This is a genomic window from Zestosphaera sp., from assembly GCA_038727705.1.
Taxonomy (GTDB): domain Archaea; phylum Thermoproteota; class Thermoprotei_A; order Sulfolobales; family NBVN01; genus Zestomicrobium.
In genome coordinates this window covers 210,247-231,966 of the sequence record JAVYVJ010000003.1, presented here as the reverse complement: position 1 = coordinate 231,966, position 21,720 = coordinate 210,247, and the positions used below count along the sequence as shown (strand labels likewise).

Sequence of the window (21,720 nt, the reverse complement as noted above, 5' to 3'; positions counted from 1 at the left end):
CGCCTCAGCAAGGCTCTATAGTACTCGGTGGTTTGGATGTGATGGCGTACGTAACCATCGTCACCCTATTTAAACTCGACGTTATCCTTCTTGACATTAGATCTAAGATTTCGGGAGGAATTCTAACCCAATCAGCCGTCATACCGTCTGAGCTCTCAACTATTCTAATGGTTATCACGTAACCTTGATCCCTTTTATCCCCCTTAACTCCAACCCACGTATCGTCGCCCACTACTGCGAACGCTTGCCAAACACTATCATAAATACCGTGCTCCTTCAATGTATCCTCCACGATCTTAGAGGCCTTCCGGGCCAACTCAAGCTTTTCCCTATTAAAAGTTCCTATGATCCTCACGGCAAGGCCGGGTCCTGGAAAGGGATGCCTACGTAGCATGGTCTCCGGGAGCCCTAAGCGTCTGCTCAGCTTCCTCACTTCATCTTTATAAAGGTGTCTGAGTGGCTCGAGTATCTCCACGTCAAACCACTCAGGTATTCCACCTACATTGTGGTGAGTTTTAATTCTGCTTGATTCCTTAGTGGCGCCGCTTTCTATCACATCCGGGTAAGTCGTTCCTTGGACAAAATACTTTATCTCGGGGTCTCTCTCCATCAACTCCTTAAAGATCTTAACAAATTCCTCACCAATTAGTCTTCTGCGTTCCTCACAATCAGAGACGCCCTCAAGTACCTTTAGGAACCTCTCTTCAGCGTTAATGTAGACTGGATCAAGCCCTGCGTTCCTCAAGTTATTAAGGACTTCCTCATTTTCACCCTCTCTCAGAAGTCCGTGATTAACAAAGACACCTATTAACCTCTCACCGAATACCTTCTTAGCTATGAGGGCTGCTACCGCTGAATCGATGCCGCCGCTGACGGCAACCAAAGCCTTAGCTTTTAAGTCCACACGAACTGATAACTCCCTGACCGCTTCCTCAACGTAATCATCAAGAACCCAGCTCCGGTTAACCTTAACTATATTCAAGAAGTTCTCAAGAAGCACTGTTCCCTTCTCGGTGTGCTTAACCTCAGGATGGAACTGAACTCCATACACTACCTTACCGTTGAGGAAGGTCTTTAACGCTGCGATGCATTCACTATTTGAGATCGCTACTACCTCAGTGTTTGAGGGCAACGACGTAACACAGTCGTTGTGACTCATCCACACATATTCAGACTCATTCCACCCATCGAAGAGGGGATCGCATTTCAACAACCTAATGGCAGTTCGTCCGAACTCTCTTTTCTTCTCTACAAGACCTCCGATTAACTTAGCTATTAACTGATGCCCGAAGCATATACCGAGAACAGGTTTACTTCCGTTGATCACCACTTTAGATAATCGGTAAAGCTTCTCATCGTCTAACTCACCAACACTAAGCGGACTCCCCGAGAGAACTACGGCACTATACCGTGGTAAATCTACATCGTTTAAATCACTCAAAGGAACTACCGCGGTGTAGGCTCCTAATTCCCTGAAGCGCCTGGATATCAAATGAGTGTACTGACCACCTAAGTCAACGATTAGTACCCCGCCTTGCGACATTGACTCGATCAACCAGGATCCCTCTAAGTAATAGATTCAATTAAATAAAATTAAGCTTATGTTAACTCTCGGATGTTCAGCACTTAGTTTTTAACACAAATAAGCAATATATCCATTAGAGATTCTTGAATCCCTTATACTTGTTCATGATTTAACGCCTCTTCTGCCCTTCAGGATTAGAGGTTTCAGTTGCAAAATTGATTAAATATCTTGAAGGATAGCCCTTCCCGCGATCACTCCTGTGGCGGCAGCTACGTTCAGCCCTCTAGAAAGACCTGCACCGTCGCCAGCTACGTACAGACCTTCAATGTTCGTTTGGAGGTCTTTCCCCGTCTTAACTTTGATGCTGTAGTACTTGACTTCCGGTGCATACAGGATGGTCTGTGTTGCGTAAAGTCCCGGATAGATCACGTTTAATCTCCTGATAGCTTCAAGTATATTAATGACTATTCTGTAGGGAAGTATCACGCCCACATCCCCTGGTGTAACGTTCTTCAAGGTAGGCGTCACTACACTCTTCTCTATCCTGTCCCAAGTACTCCTTCTACCTTTCTCCAGATCTCCAAGTCTCTGGATTATGGGTTTACCTACGCCGACTCGGGTGGCTATTCTGGCTATGGATTTACCGAGTTCCGTAGCGTCTGAGTACGGATCCGTGAGTTTCAAAGTGACTAGCAGGGCAAAGTTAGTGTTCCTAGTCTTTATATTCCTGTAGCTGACCCCGTTGACTCCAACAGTCCCATCATCATATCTCTCCTGGACCACGAATCCATTAGGGTTCGTGCAGAAAGTTCTGACTCTATCATCATAGAACTTGGTGTAGAGTATTATCTTAGGGTCTGGATTGACCTTAGTGACATCCTCGGTTATGTACGAAGGCACCTCAATCCTAACTCCGACGTCTAGAGGACCTGGTTCATGCTCTATGTTTAAACTACTGAGAGTCTTCTGAAACCACGTGATGCCCCCTCTTCCTGGCGCTAGTAGAACCTTCCGTGAGGTGAACTCGCCCTTGTCCGTCAGTGACTTAAAGAGCGCGCCGTCCTTACGGATATCGTACACCGCAGTTTCAGAGAATACCTTGACGCCCTTCGTCTCTAAGTATGTGGTCATATTGTCTACTACCTTAATCATGATGTCGGTTCCTATTATCCTCTGAGGTGTTGGTATGTACTTAGCACCCGCTTTAGCCGCAAGCCTTTCAAGCGTGGCTATCTTTTCCCTATCTGGAACGTATAGTGTGTCCTCCGGAACTCCGAATGACGTAAAGATTTTGTCAATATAGAGAATTAATTCGTCAGCAACATTCCAGTCGCCGAGAAACTTGTCCAGGTCACCGCCCACGTCAGGCCGTAAGTTTATTGTCCCGCTACTTAAGGCGCCTGCGCCGCCTATGCCGTAGATGACGTTACACACCTTGCATCCAAGGCACTCAACACTGCTGTTCATCACATATGAGTTACCATTACCTCCTGACTTAATAGCTAACGGGCACCTCCTCTCACTAGCCCGTTTCCCCTTGTCGAAGAGGGCTACCTTAACATCGTTCTTGGCAAGGCTTACAATCTCGAAGGCCGCCATGAGGCCTGCTGGCCCGCCTCCAACTATTACTACATCGAAGTCCCTCAAGCCTCAACCCCCATCTCTTTCCTTCTGTCCACAATATGATTGACATCATCTCCAGTTCCAATTAGAGTGACGGGAACCCTAACTTTCCCCTCTAGTTCCTCTATCCATCTCCTAGCATCTGGAGGTAATCTGCTCCACTCTCTTACCCTTGCGGCCGCCGGGAATAGCTTATCCAGGCATGTCAGAGCTACTTGTGTAGCTGAGTTAATCAATACCGCCTTCCTCGCTAGCTCGTAGTTAAATGGCGCAGCCCTTCTTAATCTACCCGTGACTGAAGCCCTTTCAACCCAGCCTAATTTAACGACCTCATCTACGGGGAGTTCGCCTGGTAGGGGCCCGCTTCCGACGCGTGTTACGTAGGACTTAAACACCACTATCACCTCGTCGACGGACTTAGGACCCAGTCCCACCTCCGACAGAACACCTGAAGCCGTAGTGTCCCTGCTTGTCACATAGGGGTATGTTCCGTGATACAATGATAGGTAGGTTCCCTGAGTACCTTCAAGAAGAACCCCACCCCCTCTATCAAGCACTTTACCTACTTCCTCAGACACGTCGACTAAGTAATTCCCTAGCTCCGGAAAATCACGCGCAAGTCTCAACCTCCTCATCACTCTATCGACCATAGCCGCTCCTACCCCCTGCAGAGTCGACCCTATAGAGTTCCTGAGGTACTCGTCATTAACCTCGGTCTCGACGTGCTTCTCTTCAATAATTCCTGCATTTCTATCTACAAAGACCCTGCCAGCAACACCGAGAGCGCTAACTTCTCTGTTGAATACGTCTAGTCTAATCAGGGAACCGGCTGCTATGAATAGCTTAGAGCTCCCATTAACGAATGCTGAGGGTACTATCCTTAGCTTGAACTCCCTACCACTCCAGAACACCGTGTGTCCAGCATTGACGGAACCAACACGTACAGCAGCCTCAACACCGTCGTTGAGGGCTAGGTAAGCCACTATCTTACCCTTACCCTCATCACCGAAGAATCCACCGACCACCACGCTTAGCATATCATGTCCTAGATCTAACTTTTACTAGATAATATAAACATTAACGTTCTTCATGGAGTATAAGTCAGAACGGTTTTGTTATAGATGATGTCATAAAAATTAAGCAAGCAATACGAAAGTTATCCCAAATGAATTAAGTGGGAGGTGTTCCACAGGAGATGTGTTAGTGAAAGCATTAAAAACTCGTCACTGGTTATGTCTCTAGGATAGCTGGAGATGAGTATAGAGTGGATAACTAGAAAGTATTACGGACGTCTCAACATATTGCCACGGAGAAGGTTTCTGCTACTGATATACATCGGGCTGATAGTAGCGACAGGTCTTCTAAACACTGCAGAATACACGTTAGACAATGTCTTCAGGTCGATAGCCACTTACTTCGTCCTGGGTTCGGTGTTAACTCTAATCTACTTACCCTTAATGTTCACTAGACTCTTCAACACGAAAAGGGTTCTCGGTCTCTCGCTAGTCACTTTCGCCACGTCGCTAGTGGCTGAACTTCTTTTCTACAGGCTCATCGGGTTAAGAGGTTTAGGCCCGGTCGTAGCATCCGGCTTTGTAATGATAATATTATCGGTGTTTACATCCATGTACCAGGCTATAGCCGTGTCAACACTAACGCCCATACTTACGTTCACCTTAGTTAACACATTCTTGCTTAATCAGCAACTCAACTACACGCACCTGATTAGTGCAACCCTTATAGAGCTTGCTTCAATATCTTTAGGCATTCTCTTCATATATTATATAGACAGCAGGGGCAGAAGGTTAAGCGGGATATCACCCATAGTAGCTTTAAGAGCTTTTCTAAACACGTGGTTTACAGGAGACTCAGGAAGTCTTGAACTACTGTTCGATGGCATTGGAACTGCAGAAAGCGTTGAGATCAAAAGCATAGTGTTTAAACGCGTTAAAGAGCCCCACGTAGTCATGGTGTTCCCAAGAATTCACTTCGGACCTTTCGATGAGGTAGGCTCCTCCAGTTTCATACATTATCTAGACAGGGAGTTAGAACCTGAATTCAAGGTGCTCACCTTCCACACTCCAGGCTCACATGAACATAACCTGGCAAGTAGTAAAGATGCTGTAAGGGTCGCTCATGACGTAGCTGAAAATATAAGAAACTCCATCAATGATGAGGGAGGGAAGTTTCTGTGTCCACCCTATAGAGTGAAATTAAGTGACGGCTGGGAAGCATTTACACTCAGCAGTAAGGACTTTCTAGCGACAATAGTCGTTAACAAGACGCATGGAAATGACGACATACCATATCAGGTATGGGATTTATTGAACACTGATGACAGATCACCGACTACAACCATGGTCGTAGATGCCCACTCCTGCAAAGGGAACAAAGTACTAGACCCAGGTATCTTAAAGCCACTGTTGGATAAAGTTCTCAATTCATATGAATGTGGTGGACTCAGCGACTTTCACGTTGGTTACGGAGAGAGCAGAGCATCAACTACATGTGTAGAGCTATGTGACACTCGAGTCAAGACGCTCACCATAAACGTGGGGGGAAGGAGATACGGACTTATCTACATATACGGAAACAATGTGGATAAAGAGTTCAGGACTAGACTGGACAAGATATTAGGTAGTTTGACCTATTTAAACGACTTCGAGGTAATCACACCAGATGATCACTCGTGCGCTGCATCCATGAGCGAATCACCATATGAAGTGGTTAAAGAATGTCACGGTCTAGTTGAAGCAATAGTTGATTCCGTCAGGAAAGCGTCAATCAGTGAGGTACCAGCTACATACAGAGTTGTAAACTTCAGGTCTGAGAGTATCAAGATTGTGGGGAACAGGGTCTTCACACTCATGGAGAGTCTGAACGTGCTCGCCGGGACCACTGAAAGAGGACTAATAGTCCTCGCATTATTGTTTAACCTACTCCTACCGTTGCTGTACACCGCACTAACACTCTAGCTCTCAAGCATGCCTTTCTCTGGGCTTTAGCAACGACCCATTATAAGTCGACACAGCTTGGCGTTATAGTCAGCTTGGACATGCTGAAGTTACCCCACGCCACCTGACAACCCTATCCAAGTACACCACCACACCTCTATCAGTTATCTCGAAGAGGTGCCTCCTCATATCATGTCTGGTTCCCCTCATCTTCCATATCACTATGGATCTGACCAGCTCACCGTCCATCTCGTCTAGATCCAATCTTATTATGCCATCAGCAACGTGCTCCACTCCTGGGCCTCCGAAACCCCTGTCAGTAACGCTTACCTGTGACACTAGGAAGGACGTAACCCCAAGTCCTGAAAGAACTTTCTTCAACTGCATCAGTACACCCCTGGCTATAGACGGTTTAGTCAGGTAGAGAGTTGACACAGAATCTACGGCTGCCCTCTGAGCCTTGATTTCCCTCAGAGCCTGTCTGACGACTTCGACGAATTCCCCTATGTCGTCAATACTCTTAACTACGTACCTCTCCCTTTTAGCTGACTCCCCGACGCCTCCCGTGAAAGCGTCCACTATTGCGAAGAGTCCAGAATCCTCGTACTTCCTTACGTCCCAACCGAACTCATTCATCTCTCTCCTGACTTGAGCAGGATGCTCCTCCAACGCGATCAACACACCAGGCTCCCCGCAAGTCAGACCGTGATAGAGGAACTGATGGCTAAAGATGGTCTTTCCAGTTCCTGGACCACCTGATATCAAAACAATGTTCCTCTTTGGGATCCCGCCAAAGAGTAGCCCGTCTAAACCGGGAACACCGGTCTCCACTCTATCGATCAAGTTAACCTCCTACTACTAAAACTATGATGCACCTTAAAACTGAAGGCCTTCAGCACAATCAGTGCGAAGATTTATATGTTTCAGCTCCGAGTAGTGTATACCGGAGAAGCCTCAGGTGGGTTGGAGGACTGGAGTACAGCGCACGGCTTCCCCGGATTAGTTAAGGTGATAATGAATGGGGTTGACTAAGGTAGCTGACAACGTCTACGTCCTCATAGGACGCACTAACGTCGGCGTAGTTGTATTAGACCATGGTGAGTGTATAGTGATTGATACTGGGATAGACCGGGACTCTGGCAGGAAAGTACTAAACGTTCTTAAGGAGACGAATCTGCGCGTTGGAGCTGTGGTTAACACGCACTCCCACGCAGATCACATAGGAGGTAACAGGATAGTGTTTGAGAGAACTAATGCAGAAGTCTACGCACCGAACCTTGAGAGACCGTTCATAGAGATGCCTGCTTTAGAAGTATTATATCTCTACGGAGCGTATCCACCCGAAGTTGTTAGAACGCACCTAGTCGAGGCTGCTGGAGTCCCGGTTAGGGAGTTAAGCATCCTAGTTAAGGAGGTCAGCACCCTTAAAGTGGAGGAACTTCCCGGCCACAGCTTAGGCATGGTGGGTTTCGGTGTTGAAGATGTTTTCTTCTCCGCTGACTCATTCTTCCCAACAGAGATCCTAGCTAAGTACAAGATCCCCTACCATCTTAATGTCCAGGATGCTTATAAGACCCTAAAGAAACTCGTTGAGGAGATCCTGAAGAATTACAGGACGGTAGTTCCCTCGCACGGAAGCATACTAACTGTCGACCAAGCTATCGAGTTGATCCGTACGAATGCCGACACAGTAATGAGTGTGCGAGAGTCAGTTCTAAGGAACCTCAAAAGCAATGTAGCCCTAGAGGATCTAGTCAAGTACGTACTGAGAGATCTCTCGCTGACTCTACAGACCCCTATAAACTATCTCCTAAACAGATCCGCTATAATGTCGTACGTTTCGTGGTTACTTAATGACGGTCTCGTCGAAATGAGGATTATTGAGAATAAACCTGTATTGATTAGTTTAATTGAAACAAAAAACGGATGCTAACACTTCACGCTATTTAACTCCTTAGCTATCTGGTTATATAGATCGTTTAACCGAACTCTATGCGGCTCATAAGCCCCTGACTGCGGTAGCTCACCCCTCAATTCCTCGATAAACTGCCTCATAGCGTTCAGCAGCGTTAAATATGTACTACACGATATCTTATTGGACGCACGTAACCTCACTAGAGAGGCAAAGGAATTGATCAGTTGATTCACTTTACCGTTTAACTTGTTAGCGACCTCTACGTGTAACTTGATCAACTTTCCTACTTTCTCCCTCACTCTCTCCCTAACTCTTACGATTAACTCCTTCACTTCCTCCAGTTCTCCAAATCTCCACTTTGCCAAGGCTTTCAGCTGATCGAAGGATGGCTGTACTTTCTCTAGAGCATTCGAGAGTACCGTGAGCGCTGTCCCGATATCAGGTTCATCGCCGTCCAGGGCTACCGTAGCGTTTTCAACAGCCTCTTTAAGTGTGACGACTATATCCTCACTGAGCTCCAGTATCTCAGCGTACTTGTCTCCATTGCCTACATAGGGTTTCAGACTGCCAATTAGGTTGAGCACTCTCTCCGCTTTCTCGGATGCTGCGTTGAGATGCCTTACAGCAGATTCTAAGTCGCCTGCCTCGAGAGATTCAGCAGAGTCATTCACTATATGTATTAACGCATTGACTTGAGCAACGAGGGATGTCAGCACTTTCTCACTGCACACAACGTTAACCCACTTAACCCTTAAATCCACCTTAAGCGACTGCATCACGGTCTTAACTATCTCGTCGACCTCCTTCAGTATCTCCTTCACTCTGGTAATATTACCTTCCTGGAGAGCTAATCTGCCCTCATTTATCAGGTTAAACCCTTTAGTTATATTGTTGCGAACCCATTCAGGGACGTTAACGCCTCTCTCAACCAGCCAACTCACTGTCCTGTTTAAAGAGATTAGACTCCTCTCCCTGACCTGGAATTGAGCCTCAGTCCTTCTAACAGCGAAGTCGTCTTTAACGGTTGGGGGAAGGTTCTGAATCACGTATACGTAGACAGGGGTCACAAGTCTTGTTGCCCGCAGAACTGTCCTGAGCGCCTCACTGACGTTAATCTCCTTAAGCTCCTTAGCTTCATTGAGGAGGTTTTCAGCCTCTATGAGTAATGAGGTCATGTTCTCATCTAGCGATATGTTATATCTCTGACTGAATTCATTAATCCTCCCTATAAGTAACTCGACCCTGGACACTAAAACTTCCACCGCGTGTTCAGGACCTCTCGCTACGCTTTCTTGAACGGTAGCAGTAGGAATAGTCCTAGCCGCAACCCCTGTTGCAGCCACTACGGTCAGCGTTGGGATCATGGATATTACCATAGCTACCAGCAAGGCAAGTCCGGCCAACTTTACCTTAAACTCGTTCACTTACTTCACCTCACTCTGAGTCTCTACAGTATTTAATATTAGCAATACGGTGAAATGCACACGTAAAACCGTTTCACTATCGTTGCATCTAAAGCAGTACCTTATAATTTAAAGACCTGAGCCCTTATTTAGTGGGGGCTTGTTTGAGGTTTCTGGTTTCGAACGATGATGGGTATTTAAGCCCAGGGCTCTATCTGCTGGCGGAATCTGTGAGGGAGTTAGGCGAGGTCGTGATAGCTTCTACTGAAGTCCCTCGATCAGCCACCGGCAGGGAAATAACCTTCAACAGACCCCTCCGTTTGGCTAGAAAGAAATGGTTTGGCTGGCATGTGTACGTCACGGACGGAACTCCGATTGACTCCGTACATCTCGTGATCGAAGTTCTCGGATTCAAGCCGGATTTAGTCCTTTCAGGGATTAACGTTGGCGACAATCTATCGCTTCAACACATATTCTACAGCGGCACCGTAGCGATAGCTATTGAGGCCGCTCTAATGAAGATTCCGGCCATAGCGTTTTCATCTGATGTAGAGAGCTTCGAGGATTTCGAGGGCGAGGAGTTTAGGAAGTTGAGTAACCATGTAGTCAGGGGAGTTACGGAGTACGTCCTTAATAAAGGACTGCCCCAGGGGGTTGACATACTCTCCGTTAACATACCAGTCAGGTTTAAGGGATGCGTTGACGTCGTTAAGGCTACTAAGGTCAGATGGGAAGCCTCATATAGGAAGAGCGTTGACCCCAGGGGAAGAGAGTACTACTGGCTTGCAGGGATAAGAAGCGTCGCTGAACCCGGAAGCGATGTAAGCAGGTTTGAGGAAGGCTGTGTGACTGTGACGCCGCTTAAGATAGATTTAAACTCTGATGCAAGTGTCCTTAAGGATCTCCACGCTCTGGAGGAGGTACTGTCGACTCGGGTCGACTGGCAGAGGGTTTGATGGGGTACTTAAGTCTAGGCCCCTTTAGTCACGAACTACTTTATATATCTACGCTCATACTGATAGTTAGAGAGTGTGTTTGATGCTCAGAGGAGTTGTCGTACCAATGATAACTCCCTTCAGAGAGGATTTCGAAATAGATCTCGATGCTCTCGAATGGCTCGTCAACCACCTGATTAGAGGAGGGGTCGATTTCATATTCCCTAACTCGTCGACTGGGGAGTCAACAAGCCTCTCCCCCGATGAGAGGAAGAAGCTGATTCAGAAGGTTATGGAGCTGGTTAGCGGGAGAACTAAAGTCTTACCAGGCATAGGAGGTATCAGTACTTTGGAGGTGATCGAGCTAGGCAGGTTCGTTAAGGACGTGGGCGCTGACGGAGGGATAGCGATAACTCCTTACTTCTTTAAGCTCTCCCCTAAGGAGCTTAAGGCCCACTACAGTAGAGTGGCGACGGCCATAGACATTCCTATAGTTATCTACCATTACCCAGCACTGACAGGCATAACGTTACCTGTTGAAACCGTAGTTGAGTTGGCTCTTGAACACAGCAACATGGCGGGTATTAAAGTAACGTATGACAGTGTCGCGTATCTAAAGCGTCTTATAAACGAGGTGAAAGGGGTTAGAAAGGACTTCTCCGTATTCTCAGGCCTTGACTACCTCATGCTGTTCAACCTCATGCTCGGAGGAGACGGTAGTGTTGGCTCGCTTTCGAACCTGACTCCTAAGCTTCATAGCGGGATATACCGTGCGTGGATTTCAGGTGATCTGGTTAAGGCCTACAGTCTCTACATGAAGCTCCACAAACTCACTAGATTACTAGAGATCAGCCCAACAACCGTAGCGGCTGTTAAAGCGGCTCTCACCCTTGCCGGGACACCAGTGAAGCCCGTACTCAGACCTCCTCTAAGTAGTGTGGGTGAGGACTTCAAGAAAGTTGCGGGGGAGTTAATCAAGGAACTATCAGACTTTATCTTCTAATAAAGCTGTGAGTTAAGGGGCAGAAGTTTGCGTTTAGCGCTTCCTGCATTAATTTGCGTCATGCTTAACTTAGAAGTCGGCAGGGAGTTTAGGGGGTATGAGTAGATGGATTGGAGGGGTCACTTGGGCTTCAACATGCTTATCACGTCGGCGTTGCTCTACATGTTAAGCCTCTCTGGGGTTGAGGCTAACAGGCTCATACTACTATCCTCAGTGCTCTCGTCAATACCGGACATCGACCTAAGGTTTGAATTACCCCACAGGAAAGTAACACACAACGTCTTCTTCGGTATTACGATCTCCCTGCTTGCTGGTTACATAGCAAGTTCTCTGAACCACTACAGCTTCGAATTTACGTTTGTTGTGTTCCTGACGGCCTTCACGACGCACATATTAGGTGATTTAATGACTAAATTACCGTTCAGGCCTCTATACCCGCTCATCAGAACTCCGGTCTCGTTGAGACTGTTTAGATCCAGCAACAACTTAGTCAACACTGCTTTCCTCATTGCTGGAGTAGCTACTTACTACGTGTACATCAGCAAGTTCGGATTTGCAATATAGTTCGCAGCCCCTACTGAGTTTCATGAGGTGGACGACAAACCCGTGAACGAGCATCGAATCCAGTTAACATGAAACTGTCTAGGTTTTCTTAAGTGGTAAACATTAAAATGGTACTAAAGTAATCTCATCAAGGGTAGTTGTGGTGACCGTTAGCGTTGCCTGGGCTGCAGGTGGCGTTAATGAGTGCTTTAAGACTGACGGATAAGTATGGAAGGGTTGTGGATAGGTTCAGACTAAGCGTTACTCAGAGATGTAATCAAGCATGCGTTTTCTGTCACAGGGAGGGCATACTTAAATTTGAAGAGGAATCCTTAACTCCAGAGGATTACGGCTTCTTAGCTAAAGTTGCAAGTAGATTCTCCATAAAGAAACACAAGCTAACTGGTGGTGAACCGTTATTGAGGGATGATGTGGTGGATATAGTTAGGGAATTGAGGAGATTTTCAGATGAAGTGACTTTATCGACGAACGGGTCGCTTCTCAAGCATAAGGTACGTGCATTGCTTGATGCTGGACTCAGTAGGGTCAACATCAGCCTCCACTCTCTAAGGGAGGATGTATTCGCCTATATAGCTAAAGCCCCTCTAAAACCTGTGTTAGAGGGTTTTGAGGAGGCCCTCGACGCCGGCCTTAAAGTCAAGGTGAACTTCGTAGTGATGAATGTTAACGCCGGCGAGGTTAATAGTCTCCTCGACTTTGCCGTGTCTAGAGGAGTTTCAGTCAATCTCATCGAGTTAGTGCCTCTTGGAGTCCCCGCACCTCTCTACGCTAGAGAGCATGTAGATATCAGCGAGATAGAGAAGGTTGTCGAAGGCAGGGCCTGCAGGAAATACGTGAGCAGCTTCCAAAACAGGCCTACCTACGTTTTAGACAATGGCACAGAGGTTACGTTGATTAGAGGGTATGATAATCCCCACCTATGCGCTGGATGCACGCGGCTTAGGCTAACACCTAGCGGTAAGTTTAAAGTATGTATCTTCAGGGAGGATACATACATCGACGCTAGCAGAGCGATAAAGAACCGTGATGAGCACTCGCTAAGCAAGGTGCTAAGGAAAGTCACTTTATTAAGAGAGCCGTACTTCCACTATAGGGTGGGTTAAATGGGTGTGCGGATGGCTGATGTGACGTCTAAACCGGAGACCTTCAGAGAGGCAATTGCTGAAGGATTCATTAAACTCAGGAGAGAGACCCTGAAGATGATTAAAGAGGGATTAGTGGAGAAGGGCGACGTCTTAGCAGTCTCTACAGTGGCTGCAGTGCAGGCAGCCAAGAAAACCTTCGAGCTACTCCCTCTAACTCACAATATACCGATAACGCATGTTTCAGTAACGTATGAAATCCTTGACGACGGCATCAAAGCGATCGTCACTGTAAAGACCACCGCTAAAACGGGCGTGGAGATGGAGGCACTTACTGGAGTCGCCTTAGCCCTCCTTAACATATGGGATATGGTTAAGAAGTACGAGAAAGACGAGCTAGGACAGTATCCAGAGACTGTGATAAGCGGGATTCGAATTGTAAGGAAGGTTAAGGGGCCATGAAGGCTGATGTTAGCGTTAATGACGCCAGCTATTGCCTACGACCCATGACCTGGGTATCCTGCGCCCGTCCCCCAGAACCCAGAACTCACCATCCTCTCTTACCTCCAACTTTGAAATTGGTACTTCGTGTTTAACTCTCTCGAGGACGTGCTCCGCTGCCTTGAAGGCGTTGTCGCGCTCCTTTGCTGTAATGAATATATATATGGTGGGGTCTCCTGGCTTTAAAGTACCGACCCTATGTATGATCACCACATCCCTGACACCGAAATCTCTGATGGTTTCCTCACCTATCTCACGCATTTTCGCTAAAGCAAAGCTAGTGTAGGCATCGTAAATCAGTTTCTGTACAGTCCCCCCTCTAACCACTCCTTTAACATATCCCATGAACATCACTAAAGCGCCACATCCCTCCCTAGCGGATTCTGCAGAGAGTCTAGACAGGTATTTCTCTACGTTCACGCTCTCCTCAGTTACAAGAACTTCGAGAGCCACTACTTAACCACCAGCCGCAGGCGGCAATAGCACTACTTCATCGCAATCTCTAATTATGGAGTTGCTGGTAGCTATCCGGTCATTCACCAATATAATGACCTCCACGTCTGATTCTTTAACCTTTCTCATAAACTCGCTGAACCATTCAACCTCCTTAGCTAGGGTTTCAAGTAGATTACCAGCGCTGACAGGCTCCCTCAACCCGACGTTTATCGACTCGACCCCAGCAAGATCTTTAAGCAGGCCGAAAAACCTCACCTTCATCCCCCAACACCAGTAGAAATAGTATAGCACCTCTTATAATTGTTTGGTCTACCAAATAAGAAGTTTATTATGGCATTAATAATATAGTTATAACGGTAGCACACATGATCAATATTAAGATCGACGCTGCAGGCTATAAAGCGAGTGAAAAAGTCATCAAAGGCGTTGACCTTAAGGGGTTTGAAGGGGAGTTAATTATAGTAGGTGGGGCTTCAGGCTCCGGAAAAACCTCGTTGTTGCTCACCATGTCTGGGGTGCTTAAATCCCTGCTGGGCGGATGGGTTGAAGGTTCTGCCATAGTTAACGGGGTGGACGTGCTTAAGGCTGAGAGCCTGACAGTTGCAAGTCTGCTGGGTTTGGTGTTGCAGGACCCTGAAAAACAGGTGCTGATGCCCACCCCCCTAGATGAAGTCCTATTCACGCTGGAGAACCTAGGATATGAGGAGGGAGAAGCTATGAGGATAGCTCGCAGAATTCTGGAGAGGTTTGGACTCTCAGGCAAGGAGTTAATGCATGTTGAGGGTCTCTCAGGAGGCGAGAAGAGGCGACTGACTCTGGCTTCGGCAATACCTCATAATCCGTATTTGGTGATGCTTGACGAACCTACAGCATCTATGGATCCATGGGGTATAAGAGAAGTCAGGAGATATATTGCGGAGTTAATTAGAGGGAACCACACAGTGGTGGTGGTTGAACACAAGATCAAGTACTTCGCAGACTTGGCTGAAAAGCTTATCTTGATGGATGGTGGCAGGAAGGTTAGTGAGTTACGAGGGGATGAGCTCCGCTCAAAGAACCTCCTCATAAAACTGAGAGATGTTGGGGTTGACGCTGAACCTATCCATCTCATGTTAGGACGCAAGGATGTAAAGAAGATGATCGGTGAAACCATTCTCGAGGTTAGAGATCTAGAGTGTTGGTATGACAGTGGCAAACCCATTGTAAGAGACGTATCTTTTGAATTGAGGAAAGGGGAGATAATCGCGTTAGTAGGACCTAACGGGTCTGGCAAAACCACTCTACTGAAGACCATATCAGGTTTTCATAAACATCACTCCGGTGAGATCAGGGTTAGGGGCGACGTGAAAAAGGTGTTTTACGTTCATCAGACCCCCGATTACATGTTCCTTGAAAGCACCGTTGAGAAGGAGTTGAAGCATGTGGCTGCCAAGACAGGGCTGGCTGTTGAGGTCCTAACCAAAGAAGCGCCATTCCTTCATGCATACAGGTTCTTATCTCCTTACAGATTGAGCCTAGGTCAACGTAGGTGGCTAACGTTACTAATTGCTCGGGCCTACCGGTCCGAGTTGATTCTGCTCGATGAGCCTACAGCAGGCCTTGATCTGAACTTTCTTAAGGAATTCTTTAGGATTATAGAATCCATGAGCAGGAAGGGGATTTCCTTCATTATATCAACTCATGATCCCAGGGTTCTATCAGAGTTGGTTGATAGAGCGCTCATAATGGAGGAAGGTAGGGTGAGAGAGGCAGACCCTTTTAAGGTTGCGTTAATGCTTGAAAGCATAGCGGGTGTTTATTAATGCCACTTAAGTATAGGAAATCAACCCCCTTCATATACGCCGTAGGGGTTTCAGTGATGGCTTTCGTGGGGAATTCCGTGAGATTTCTTCTACTGCCTTCGCTGGTTAACGGTATGATTGGATTCACGTTCGGCAGTAAGAAGATGCCGGTTAAGCTCCTCCTCCTCCTACTACTCCTCAACACCTGGGGATCCTTTGTCAACGCACTGTACTTCCATAACGCGGGTGAGGTGGTAATGGATACTCCGTTCATCACCATCAGAAGCGGCGTTATTGAGTCCTTCTCACTAGTTGGTTTAAGGTTTCTCTTAGTAGTTGGAGCCACGTTGGTAATGCTCAGTATGAGCAACCCTAGGGATTTAGTGAGATCGCTTGAGAGGGACTTAAGAATCCCCCCAGGAATAGCGTTCTCAATAGCCTACGCTTTCAGGCTATTCCCTCTGATGAGCAGGGATTTAAGTGAAGTTCTGGTATCCAGAAAGGAACGGGAGGTAAGGACCTTTGTTCTTAACCCAAGCAATCTTAGAAGCGTGTTGTTGCCACTACTTAACTTAAGCTATGAGAGAGCGGTTTGGGGTGGCATTTCAGCAGAGCTCAGAGGCCTTAGATCCAGGAGGAATGTAAGGGGGGACTCGATAGGGGTTGGTGATTCGCTTATAATTCTAGCTTTGATCCTTCAGTGGATAGCCTCATACCTAATCTCACTCATGCTTTAATGGGAATTTCACGGGTTTTGAGTTTCATTGCGGCTATGTTGGTCACCCTTTCCTTAACTTCACAGACTTCCGGTGACCCGGACCTGCAGTCCTTCCATGAGGTCGTTGATGTGGGGCATCCAGACGGTCCGCAGACTACTGAATATAACATTAACAAACCCTCACAAACCCCGGAAAAGAGCCCATGAACGTGCTTCACACCAACATAACTTAGTGATTAATGTTTATATTTCGTGGTTATGCAGTTAATTCGGTGGTGACGCGATGGTTAGAGCAAGGCTCACTGGAATAGATCTGGCATTACTTGCTGTAGCCGGTGTAATTAGCGGCGTGGTCTTCACCGCCACGTGGACCCTCTTCAGTTTGATGGAGGTGATTGTAGGACCTATAGGAGCCAGACTGGCGAGCTATGGATTATGGTTTATAGGAGCACCTTTAGCGGCCTCTCTGGTGAGGAAGCCCTCCTCAGCTCTAATCGGTGAGTTGTTGGGCGCGCTCGTGGAGACTTTGATGGCGCCTGCCGGCGGCGTAACAAACGTGATTTACGGGTTTGCGCAGGGGTTGGCGTCTGAAATAGGGTATTTGATGTTCAAGTATAGGCACTGGAACGTAGCTTCCGGCGCAGTGGCTGGAGCTCTTGCCGGGATACCCTGTGTAGTTTTAGATGCGTTGCTATTCGGTGAGGTGGGAGGTCCCGTGGAGATGAGCCTTTGGGCTCTGGCTGCATGTGTCAGTGGGGCTATATATGGGGCGGTCGCATCTTCCGCAGGTCTCATGATCAGAAGGTGATATGAGTTCCTTACTCGATGCATGCAAGAGCTTTTTTGATTGCGTTGATAGCACTTCCGGAAAATACGTATACAACTGGCTCAATACCTAAGCCGCCGGCATCTGCTATGACATCGGGTTCCCTGTCCAAGCTACCTACGAGCCCATCTAGTGTTCTGAAGAACTCTTCTACGGAAGAGTGGGGTCCAGACTTAACCACTTTTAAACCCATGTCGTGCAACTTCTCGATGCAACGTCTGTCATACTTAATGACTATAGTTGATCTCAATTTAGGGAATCTCCTCATAACAGTAAGCAGAACGTTTGCGGTATGTCTGCTTCCCCCTCTGGCAGGCTCGCCAGCCACGGCTATCTTACCATTAGTCCTTATGATCCTTCCGGAGAAGCCGACAACGTCTCTGTAGTTTTCTGCATTAGGCGGGGCCGAAACTATGTTCATACCTACCTCCGGTATTATCTCGAAGCCCCTTGGATGTAGACTCAATATTTCATAAGCCGCCTTAACTTCCTCCACATACGGATCCTCAATCTCCTCAAACATCCTTAAGCACACATTACAGTCCTTAGGAATTGAAGGACTTACCTCCCTATGATAGTCACAGAGATGCCCTTCCCTCAGGAGGGAGTTGATGTAGGTGTTCAGCAACTTAAAGTACTCCTGATGCTTGCCATTCACTAGGTTTTCGGTAAGGAGATCTGCGATTCTGACAACCTCATTCATGTCGAGACCAAGCCTACTTAGCCTCTTCAGATATTCTGTTGGACTCGTGCTCAAGTACTTACTAATCATGGGTTGTGATACGTTCAATAACTTAGCTATCCTTAACTGGCCGAGACCTCTCTCATTTAATCTGTGAACGAGCAACCCTCGTAACTCTGGAATCAAGTACTTGCTTACCAGTTCGTGAGGTAGCAAGGCCCCCTGTTAATAAAACCATTTCTAGGATTTAAGCGTGCTGGGGTTCGGGCTTCATGATAGGTGGTATCTGTCGATATTAGCCTTTGGCTTCATGGACCTTTGGGGCTCCTTTCATTGGTCTCGACCCGTTCAGGGTAACCCCGACCCACAGCCTCCTTCATCGAGGTTCTCGGGTTCACGGCTGTGGGGGAACCCCACATCTTGGCGTACCTGAGGTATATGTTCATGGATGCGAGCTTCTGTCTATCCATCTCGAACCCGCACCTACCGCACTTGAACACCCCGCCCACTCGGGCCTTCGTAACATACCCGCATCGCGGGCAGGTGCGGGAAGTGTTCCTAGGTGAAACCTTAACCACGGGGGGGCTTCCTCGGAGGGTTTTCTGTGTATCTGAACTCACGGAGTCCTCGCGTTTCTCTTTCTTCTCTACTTCGAGACCTCCCCTAACCATACCCTCCTTATCCAGATCCTCTACAACGTGGATAGCGTTTGGGAATAGCGTGGTTAGTTGCCTCACCAGCTTATTAATGAAGTCCCTCTTCCTGTTCCTCCCTCGCTTAGGAGGCGTACATCATGTGTCCCCACATCCAGACTTGGGAGGAAGGAGCAGCGAAGAGCACTCCATACAACCGCTTTCAAGATGTTTTACGTGAATGCAGCAAGAGGCGAATCCCTCGTTTCTCTCGTTAATTAACCTAATCATAATATAGTTGCCGCTCATACAGGTCTCCGCTTTAGCCACATTCTGGGATATCTTGTGAAGGCATACTTCGTAATCCTTACCGCCATAACTGACCAGAAGTATGACATCGTATAGACCCTCCGACTTCCTGACCTCCTTAATGCGTGAACTCACAGACCCCTTCGTAACGTATCCCCTATAAACATGTTCTTTCGAAGGTGTTAAGCTTAACAAGGGTTAAACCATTATCTCGTGGTGGGGGATCGCATAACGTGCAGGCACTAGTGTTAACAGGGCTTGGCGGCTCGGGTAAGACTTTCCTCACAGCGGCTTTCAGCAAGTGGTTGGAGGAGGAGTTCCACGTTAGTGTTGGCATATTAAACCTAGACCCAGCTGTTGAGACACTCCCTTACACCCCAGATTTCGATGTTCGTGAACTGATAGATTTTAAGAAATTAATGATAGACGAGGGCCTAGGACCTAATGGTGCTATGGTTAGAGCGTCTGACATGTTGGCTGACATGGTAGGGGAATTTATCAATCGTGTAAGGATTTTGAAAAAGGACCTACTGCTGGTTGACACACCAGGTCAGAGCGAGCTCTTCGTGCTCAGAAGGTCAGGACCTAAAATCATTGACTCACTGAGAGGTTTGGCATCACCTGCAGTAGTGCATCTCATCGATCCCACGATTAGCGAATCCCCATCTGAATTGGTGATATCGTATTTAATGAGTTTAGTAGTTAGACTGAGGCTAAGCGTACCCGTCATCCCCGTAGTCAGCAAGTCGGATCTCCTGAATCGCGTGATTGGGAAGACCTTACCTGACGAGATAAATGATCTGGCAGGCAAGCTGGCCGGCAGTGACGGATTACTCAATGAGGTGGCGAACGAGCTAATTAAACTCCTCCAGATATACGCAGTACCCACAAGAATCGTAGCTGTATCCGCCATTACCGGCGACGGCTTCAACGATCTCTATTCAATCATACGTGAAGTCTTCTGTTCATGCGGTGATTTAACCTAGTGTATTAACTTAAACATAGTGTTCCTTATGTCAGCGAGTCTGATGAAGGTTTTGGCAGCATTAAGTGATATACTAAGGTAACGGTTGAAATCTTCGATATACGTCTTAACAGCTTCGACGAGCTTTCCACTGAACTCCTCATATTCCTTCTCATCGATTTCACCAGCTTTAACACTAGTGTATATGTCCACAAACTCTGAGATATCTTCCCCAAATAGCCAGCCGTTATAGCCGTCCTTAATCATCTCCAGAGCTGCCCCATCTCTAGAGGAAAGCGTTGGAACCCCGTTGACGCCGGCTTTCATGAAACTAGTTCCTGAAGCTTCCCAGCCAGGGAACGGCGTGAAGAGCAGTATGTCACAACCCATGAGTATGGTCTTAGCGCTCTCCAAGTCGTAGTCGTGAAGAAAGATCACGTTCTCATGTTCTCTCGACAATCTAATGAACTCTTTAGCATACATCTTCCCATAGGTGTCCTGAGGATGAGGTCTTCCGCCTAGAATGTAGAACGCGCTAAGATCCTTGTTGTCTTCAATGAACCTCGATATGAAGTGAGGTCTCTTGTACTTCACAATCCTCCTAACCCACGCAATCACAGGCACATCCGGACCTGGCACCCTCTTAATGCCTGACTCCTTCAGGTAATCAGCAAGTTTCCTTCTAAGTCCGTCCCTGATCTCCCTGAATCTTTCCACGTCAGTGTCTCCGCCCACCACATAGTTAAGTATCTTTTCGTCACACCATCTTGTCAAACTGACACCGTTCGTTGCGTCGACAAGTTTATCGGCAACTCCAGGCATTATGTTTTTCATGACCCTGAGTTGCTTCCTTGAAACCACGTAAGCTTTAGGGACTAACTTAATCAAGCATTCAGTCAGGTTTATGTAGTTGTTGACACAGCACCTCTCAAACCTCTCTTCACCGAATTCTGAGACGAGCCAATCTCTACGAAGTACAGGATGGGCCCACGGTCCTGGGGAGTGCGTCACGAACTTGACGTTGGTTAGATCCTTCAAGGCAAAGGCAGTCATCCCAGCGAAGCTCTCCTGAAGATGCACTTCCTCGACGCTACCGAGGCTTCTCGACTCAATGAGTGTGGCAGCTCCTTTACTGAGGATGACATACTTGAAGAACATCTCTTCAGCATTTTTCTCTATGTAGAGTTTACTCGCAAGCTCGGTAGCCCACTGAGGTTTAATTACTTTAAGAAGAATGAGTTTCGAGCCGGCTACTTCGAACACGGACGGCTCCAGGGTGACCAGCTCGTTCCTGACCCTGATAGTGAGAGGTTCGAGTGCAACACCCCCCGATGTAGTCCAGCTATCCTTCACTTCAACCAGGTCACCGTTGCTCACATTGTATGATGCGTACCCGCCAGGATGATACAGCGTGATTACGGCGTAATCAATGCCCATAGCTCTAGCTTCAATCAGTTTATCTCCTTCGAGAACTCCTAGACCACCCGCGAATCTTGTGAGCTTCTCAACCGCGACCTCAGGTGTCACACTTATGTACATTTCATGGAAACCTCGAGGACTATCTATTGCGTGAAGTAAAATAAGCCCGGTTTTTAGAGTTTTAAAGACCAGTGTTCTGCAGGTCGTTTGATCTAGTATTAATAAGCTCCTGTAGCGGTAGGAATATTGACCGTGATGATGGATCAACCGACTGAACCGTGATGAACCCAGGAGGACTGAATCAAGTCTTCGGGTAATATTCATGTTTGGTGTAGGCAACGCGTTAATTAGCCCATGATACTACCTCATATTCGGCACTCTAGGGGGTCAGATCCATGAAGGTCTTTACCTCTATCATGATGGGTGAC

At 47.3% G+C, this 21,720-nt stretch carries 22 protein-coding genes; 11 read left to right on the top strand and 11 right to left on the bottom strand.

The genetic code is table 11. The features are described from left to right. Positions 1–4 precede the first annotated feature (4 nt). The 3 genes from guaA to QW772_08290 form a co-directional block, all read right to left on the bottom strand. Positions 5–1,555: a glutamine-hydrolyzing GMP synthase gene (guaA, locus tag QW772_08300; protein MEM0038911.1), complete on the bottom strand. Its 1,551-nt coding sequence runs from the start codon at positions 1,553–1,555 to the stop codon at positions 5–7. 189 nt (positions 1,556–1,744) lie between these two features. Beyond that, positions 1,745–3,172 (bottom strand): NAD(P)/FAD-dependent oxidoreductase, encoded by a 1,428-nt coding sequence (locus QW772_08295; GenBank protein MEM0038910.1) that lies wholly within the window; start codon positions 3,170–3,172, stop codon positions 1,745–1,747. Then, a complete protein-coding gene (locus QW772_08290) occupies positions 3,169–4,173 on the bottom strand; it encodes an adenylosuccinate synthetase (GenBank protein ID MEM0038909.1) in 1,005 nt (334 codons plus the stop codon). The genes QW772_08295 and QW772_08290 overlap by 4 nt, the downstream gene beginning before the upstream one ends. Before the next feature lie 228 nt (positions 4,174–4,401). On the opposite strand from QW772_08290, the gene QW772_08285 reads away from it, so the two are divergent. Next, positions 4,402–6,123 carry a DUF2070 family protein gene (locus tag QW772_08285; protein ID MEM0038908.1) on the top strand — a complete coding sequence of 574 codons (1,722 nt, stop codon included), beginning with the start codon at positions 4,402–4,404 and terminating at the stop codon, positions 6,121–6,123. Between the two features lie 69 nt (positions 6,124–6,192). On the opposite strand, the gene QW772_08280 is transcribed toward QW772_08285, so the two are convergent. Continuing rightward, entirely contained in the window at positions 6,193–6,945 is a 753-nt protein-coding gene (locus tag QW772_08280; GenBank protein ID MEM0038907.1) for a KaiC domain-containing protein, read from the bottom strand. 175 nt (positions 6,946–7,120) lie between these two features. On the opposite strand from QW772_08280, the gene QW772_08275 reads away from it, so the two are divergent. Continuing rightward, on the top strand, positions 7,121–8,035 hold the full coding sequence (locus tag QW772_08275; protein ID MEM0038906.1) for an MBL fold metallo-hydrolase: 915 nt from the start codon (positions 7,121–7,123) through the stop codon (positions 8,033–8,035). Here QW772_08275 and QW772_08270 read toward each other — a convergent pair. Beyond that, positions 8,032–9,441 (bottom strand): hypothetical protein, encoded by a 1,410-nt coding sequence (locus QW772_08270; GenBank protein MEM0038905.1) that lies wholly within the window; start codon positions 9,439–9,441, stop codon positions 8,032–8,034. The two genes, QW772_08275 and QW772_08270, sit on opposite strands and share 4 nt — an antisense overlap. A 143-nt stretch (positions 9,442–9,584) precedes the next feature. On the opposite strand from QW772_08270, the gene surE reads away from it, so the two are divergent. The 5 genes from surE (at position 9,585) to moaC (ending at position 13,466) form a co-directional block, all read left to right on the top strand. After that, positions 9,585–10,376 carry a 5'/3'-nucleotidase SurE gene (gene surE / locus QW772_08265; protein ID MEM0038904.1) on the top strand — a complete coding sequence of 264 codons (792 nt, stop codon included), beginning with the start codon at positions 9,585–9,587 and terminating at the stop codon, positions 10,374–10,376. An 82-nt stretch (positions 10,377–10,458) separates the two neighbouring features. After that, the gene (locus tag QW772_08260) at positions 10,459–11,358 is read left to right on the top strand and encodes a dihydrodipicolinate synthase family protein (GenBank protein MEM0038903.1); all 900 of its coding nucleotides are present in this window, start codon (positions 10,459–10,461) and stop codon (positions 11,356–11,358) included. Positions 11,359–11,463: 105 nt separating this feature from the next. Next, positions 11,464–11,922 (top strand): metal-dependent hydrolase, encoded by a 459-nt coding sequence (locus QW772_08255; protein MEM0038902.1) that lies wholly within the window; start codon positions 11,464–11,466, stop codon positions 11,920–11,922. 155 nt (positions 11,923–12,077) lie between these two features. Beyond that, on the top strand, positions 12,078–13,025 hold the full coding sequence (gene moaA, locus QW772_08250; GenBank protein MEM0038901.1) for a GTP 3',8-cyclase MoaA: 948 nt from the start codon (positions 12,078–12,080) through the stop codon (positions 13,023–13,025). Positions 13,026–13,037: 12 nt separating this feature from the next. Further along, positions 13,038–13,466, top strand: coding sequence for a cyclic pyranopterin monophosphate synthase MoaC (gene moaC / locus QW772_08245; GenBank protein MEM0038900.1), 429 nt, complete (start codon positions 13,038–13,040; stop codon positions 13,464–13,466). A gap of 15 nt (positions 13,467–13,481) precedes the next feature. Here the strand turns inward: moaC and QW772_08240 are convergent, their stop codons facing one another. Next, on the bottom strand, positions 13,482–13,958 hold the full coding sequence (locus QW772_08240) for a molybdenum cofactor biosynthesis protein MoaE (GenBank protein MEM0038899.1): 477 nt from the start codon (positions 13,956–13,958) through the stop codon (positions 13,482–13,484). Positions 13,959–13,961: 3 nt separating this feature from the next. Next, a complete protein-coding gene (locus tag QW772_08235) occupies positions 13,962–14,222 on the bottom strand; it encodes a MoaD/ThiS family protein (GenBank protein MEM0038898.1) in 261 nt (86 codons plus the stop codon). Between the two features lie 104 nt (positions 14,223–14,326). On the opposite strand from QW772_08235, the gene QW772_08230 reads away from it, so the two are divergent. The 3 genes from QW772_08230 (at position 14,327) to QW772_08220 (ending at position 17,268) form a co-directional block, all read left to right on the top strand. Continuing rightward, a complete protein-coding gene (locus QW772_08230; protein MEM0038897.1) occupies positions 14,327–15,763 on the top strand; it encodes an ATP-binding cassette domain-containing protein in 1,437 nt (478 codons plus the stop codon). Beyond that, entirely contained in the window at positions 15,763–16,479 is a 717-nt protein-coding gene (locus tag QW772_08225; protein ID MEM0038896.1) for an energy-coupling factor transporter transmembrane component T, read from the top strand. Before QW772_08230 ends, QW772_08225 begins: the two co-directional genes overlap by 1 nt. Positions 16,480–16,743: 264 nt before the next feature. Beyond that, complete coding sequence (locus QW772_08220; GenBank protein MEM0038895.1) at positions 16,744–17,268, top strand: ECF transporter S component; 525 nt, start codon at positions 16,744–16,746, stop codon at positions 17,266–17,268. Positions 17,269–17,278: 10 nt separating this feature from the next. On the opposite strand, the gene QW772_08215 is transcribed toward QW772_08220, so the two are convergent. From QW772_08215 to QW772_08205, 3 genes are all read right to left on the bottom strand, one after another. After that, positions 17,279–18,184 carry a thiamine-phosphate synthase family protein gene (locus QW772_08215; protein ID MEM0038894.1) on the bottom strand — a complete coding sequence of 302 codons (906 nt, stop codon included), beginning with the start codon at positions 18,182–18,184 and terminating at the stop codon, positions 17,279–17,281. Between the two features lie 92 nt (positions 18,185–18,276). Further along, positions 18,277–18,705, bottom strand: a complete 429-nt coding sequence (locus QW772_08210) for a zinc ribbon domain-containing protein (GenBank protein ID MEM0038893.1) — start codon at positions 18,703–18,705, stop codon at positions 18,277–18,279. 54 nt (positions 18,706–18,759) lie between these two features. Next, entirely contained in the window at positions 18,760–19,044 is a 285-nt protein-coding gene (locus QW772_08205) for a hypothetical protein (GenBank protein MEM0038892.1), read from the bottom strand. Between the two features lie 98 nt (positions 19,045–19,142). Between QW772_08205 and QW772_08200 the strand changes: the two genes are divergently transcribed. Continuing rightward, the gene (locus QW772_08200; GenBank protein MEM0038891.1) at positions 19,143–19,895 is read left to right on the top strand and encodes an ATP/GTP-binding protein; all 753 of its coding nucleotides are present in this window, start codon (positions 19,143–19,145) and stop codon (positions 19,893–19,895) included. On the opposite strand, the gene QW772_08195 is transcribed toward QW772_08200, so the two are convergent. Then, positions 19,892–21,412 (bottom strand): glycogen/starch/alpha-glucan phosphorylase, encoded by a 1,521-nt coding sequence (locus QW772_08195; protein MEM0038890.1) that lies wholly within the window; start codon positions 21,410–21,412, stop codon positions 19,892–19,894. The genes QW772_08200 and QW772_08195 overlap by 4 nt on opposite strands. Positions 21,413–21,720: the final 308 nt, after the last annotated feature.

Excerpts from the sequence above, each read along its gene's own strand:
- QW772_08225 (MEM0038896.1), top strand. The coding sequence starts at position 15,763 with ATGCCACTTAAGTATAGGAAATCAACCCCCTTCATATACGCCGTAGGG.
- QW772_08285 (MEM0038908.1), top strand. The coding sequence starts at position 4,402 with ATGAGTATAGAGTGGATAACTAGAAAGTATTACGGACGTCTCAACATA.
- QW772_08230 (MEM0038897.1), top strand. The coding sequence starts at position 14,327 with ATGATCAATATTAAGATCGACGCTGCAGGCTATAAAGCGAGTGAAAAA.
- QW772_08195 (MEM0038890.1), bottom strand. The coding sequence starts at position 21,412 with ATGTACATAAGTGTGACACCTGAGGTCGCGGTTGAGAAGCTCACAAGA.
- QW772_08260 (MEM0038903.1), top strand. The coding sequence starts at position 10,459 with ATGCTCAGAGGAGTTGTCGTACCAATGATAACTCCCTTCAGAGAGGAT.
- QW772_08235 (MEM0038898.1), bottom strand. The coding sequence starts at position 14,222 with ATGAAGGTGAGGTTTTTCGGCCTGCTTAAAGATCTTGCTGGGGTCGAG.
- QW772_08255 (MEM0038902.1), top strand. The coding sequence starts at position 11,464 with ATGGATTGGAGGGGTCACTTGGGCTTCAACATGCTTATCACGTCGGCG.
- moaC (MEM0038900.1), top strand. The coding sequence starts at position 13,038 with ATGGCTGATGTGACGTCTAAACCGGAGACCTTCAGAGAGGCAATTGCT.
- QW772_08275 (MEM0038906.1), top strand. The coding sequence starts at position 7,121 with ATGGGGTTGACTAAGGTAGCTGACAACGTCTACGTCCTCATAGGACGC.
- QW772_08220 (MEM0038895.1), top strand. The coding sequence starts at position 16,744 with ATGGTTAGAGCAAGGCTCACTGGAATAGATCTGGCATTACTTGCTGTA.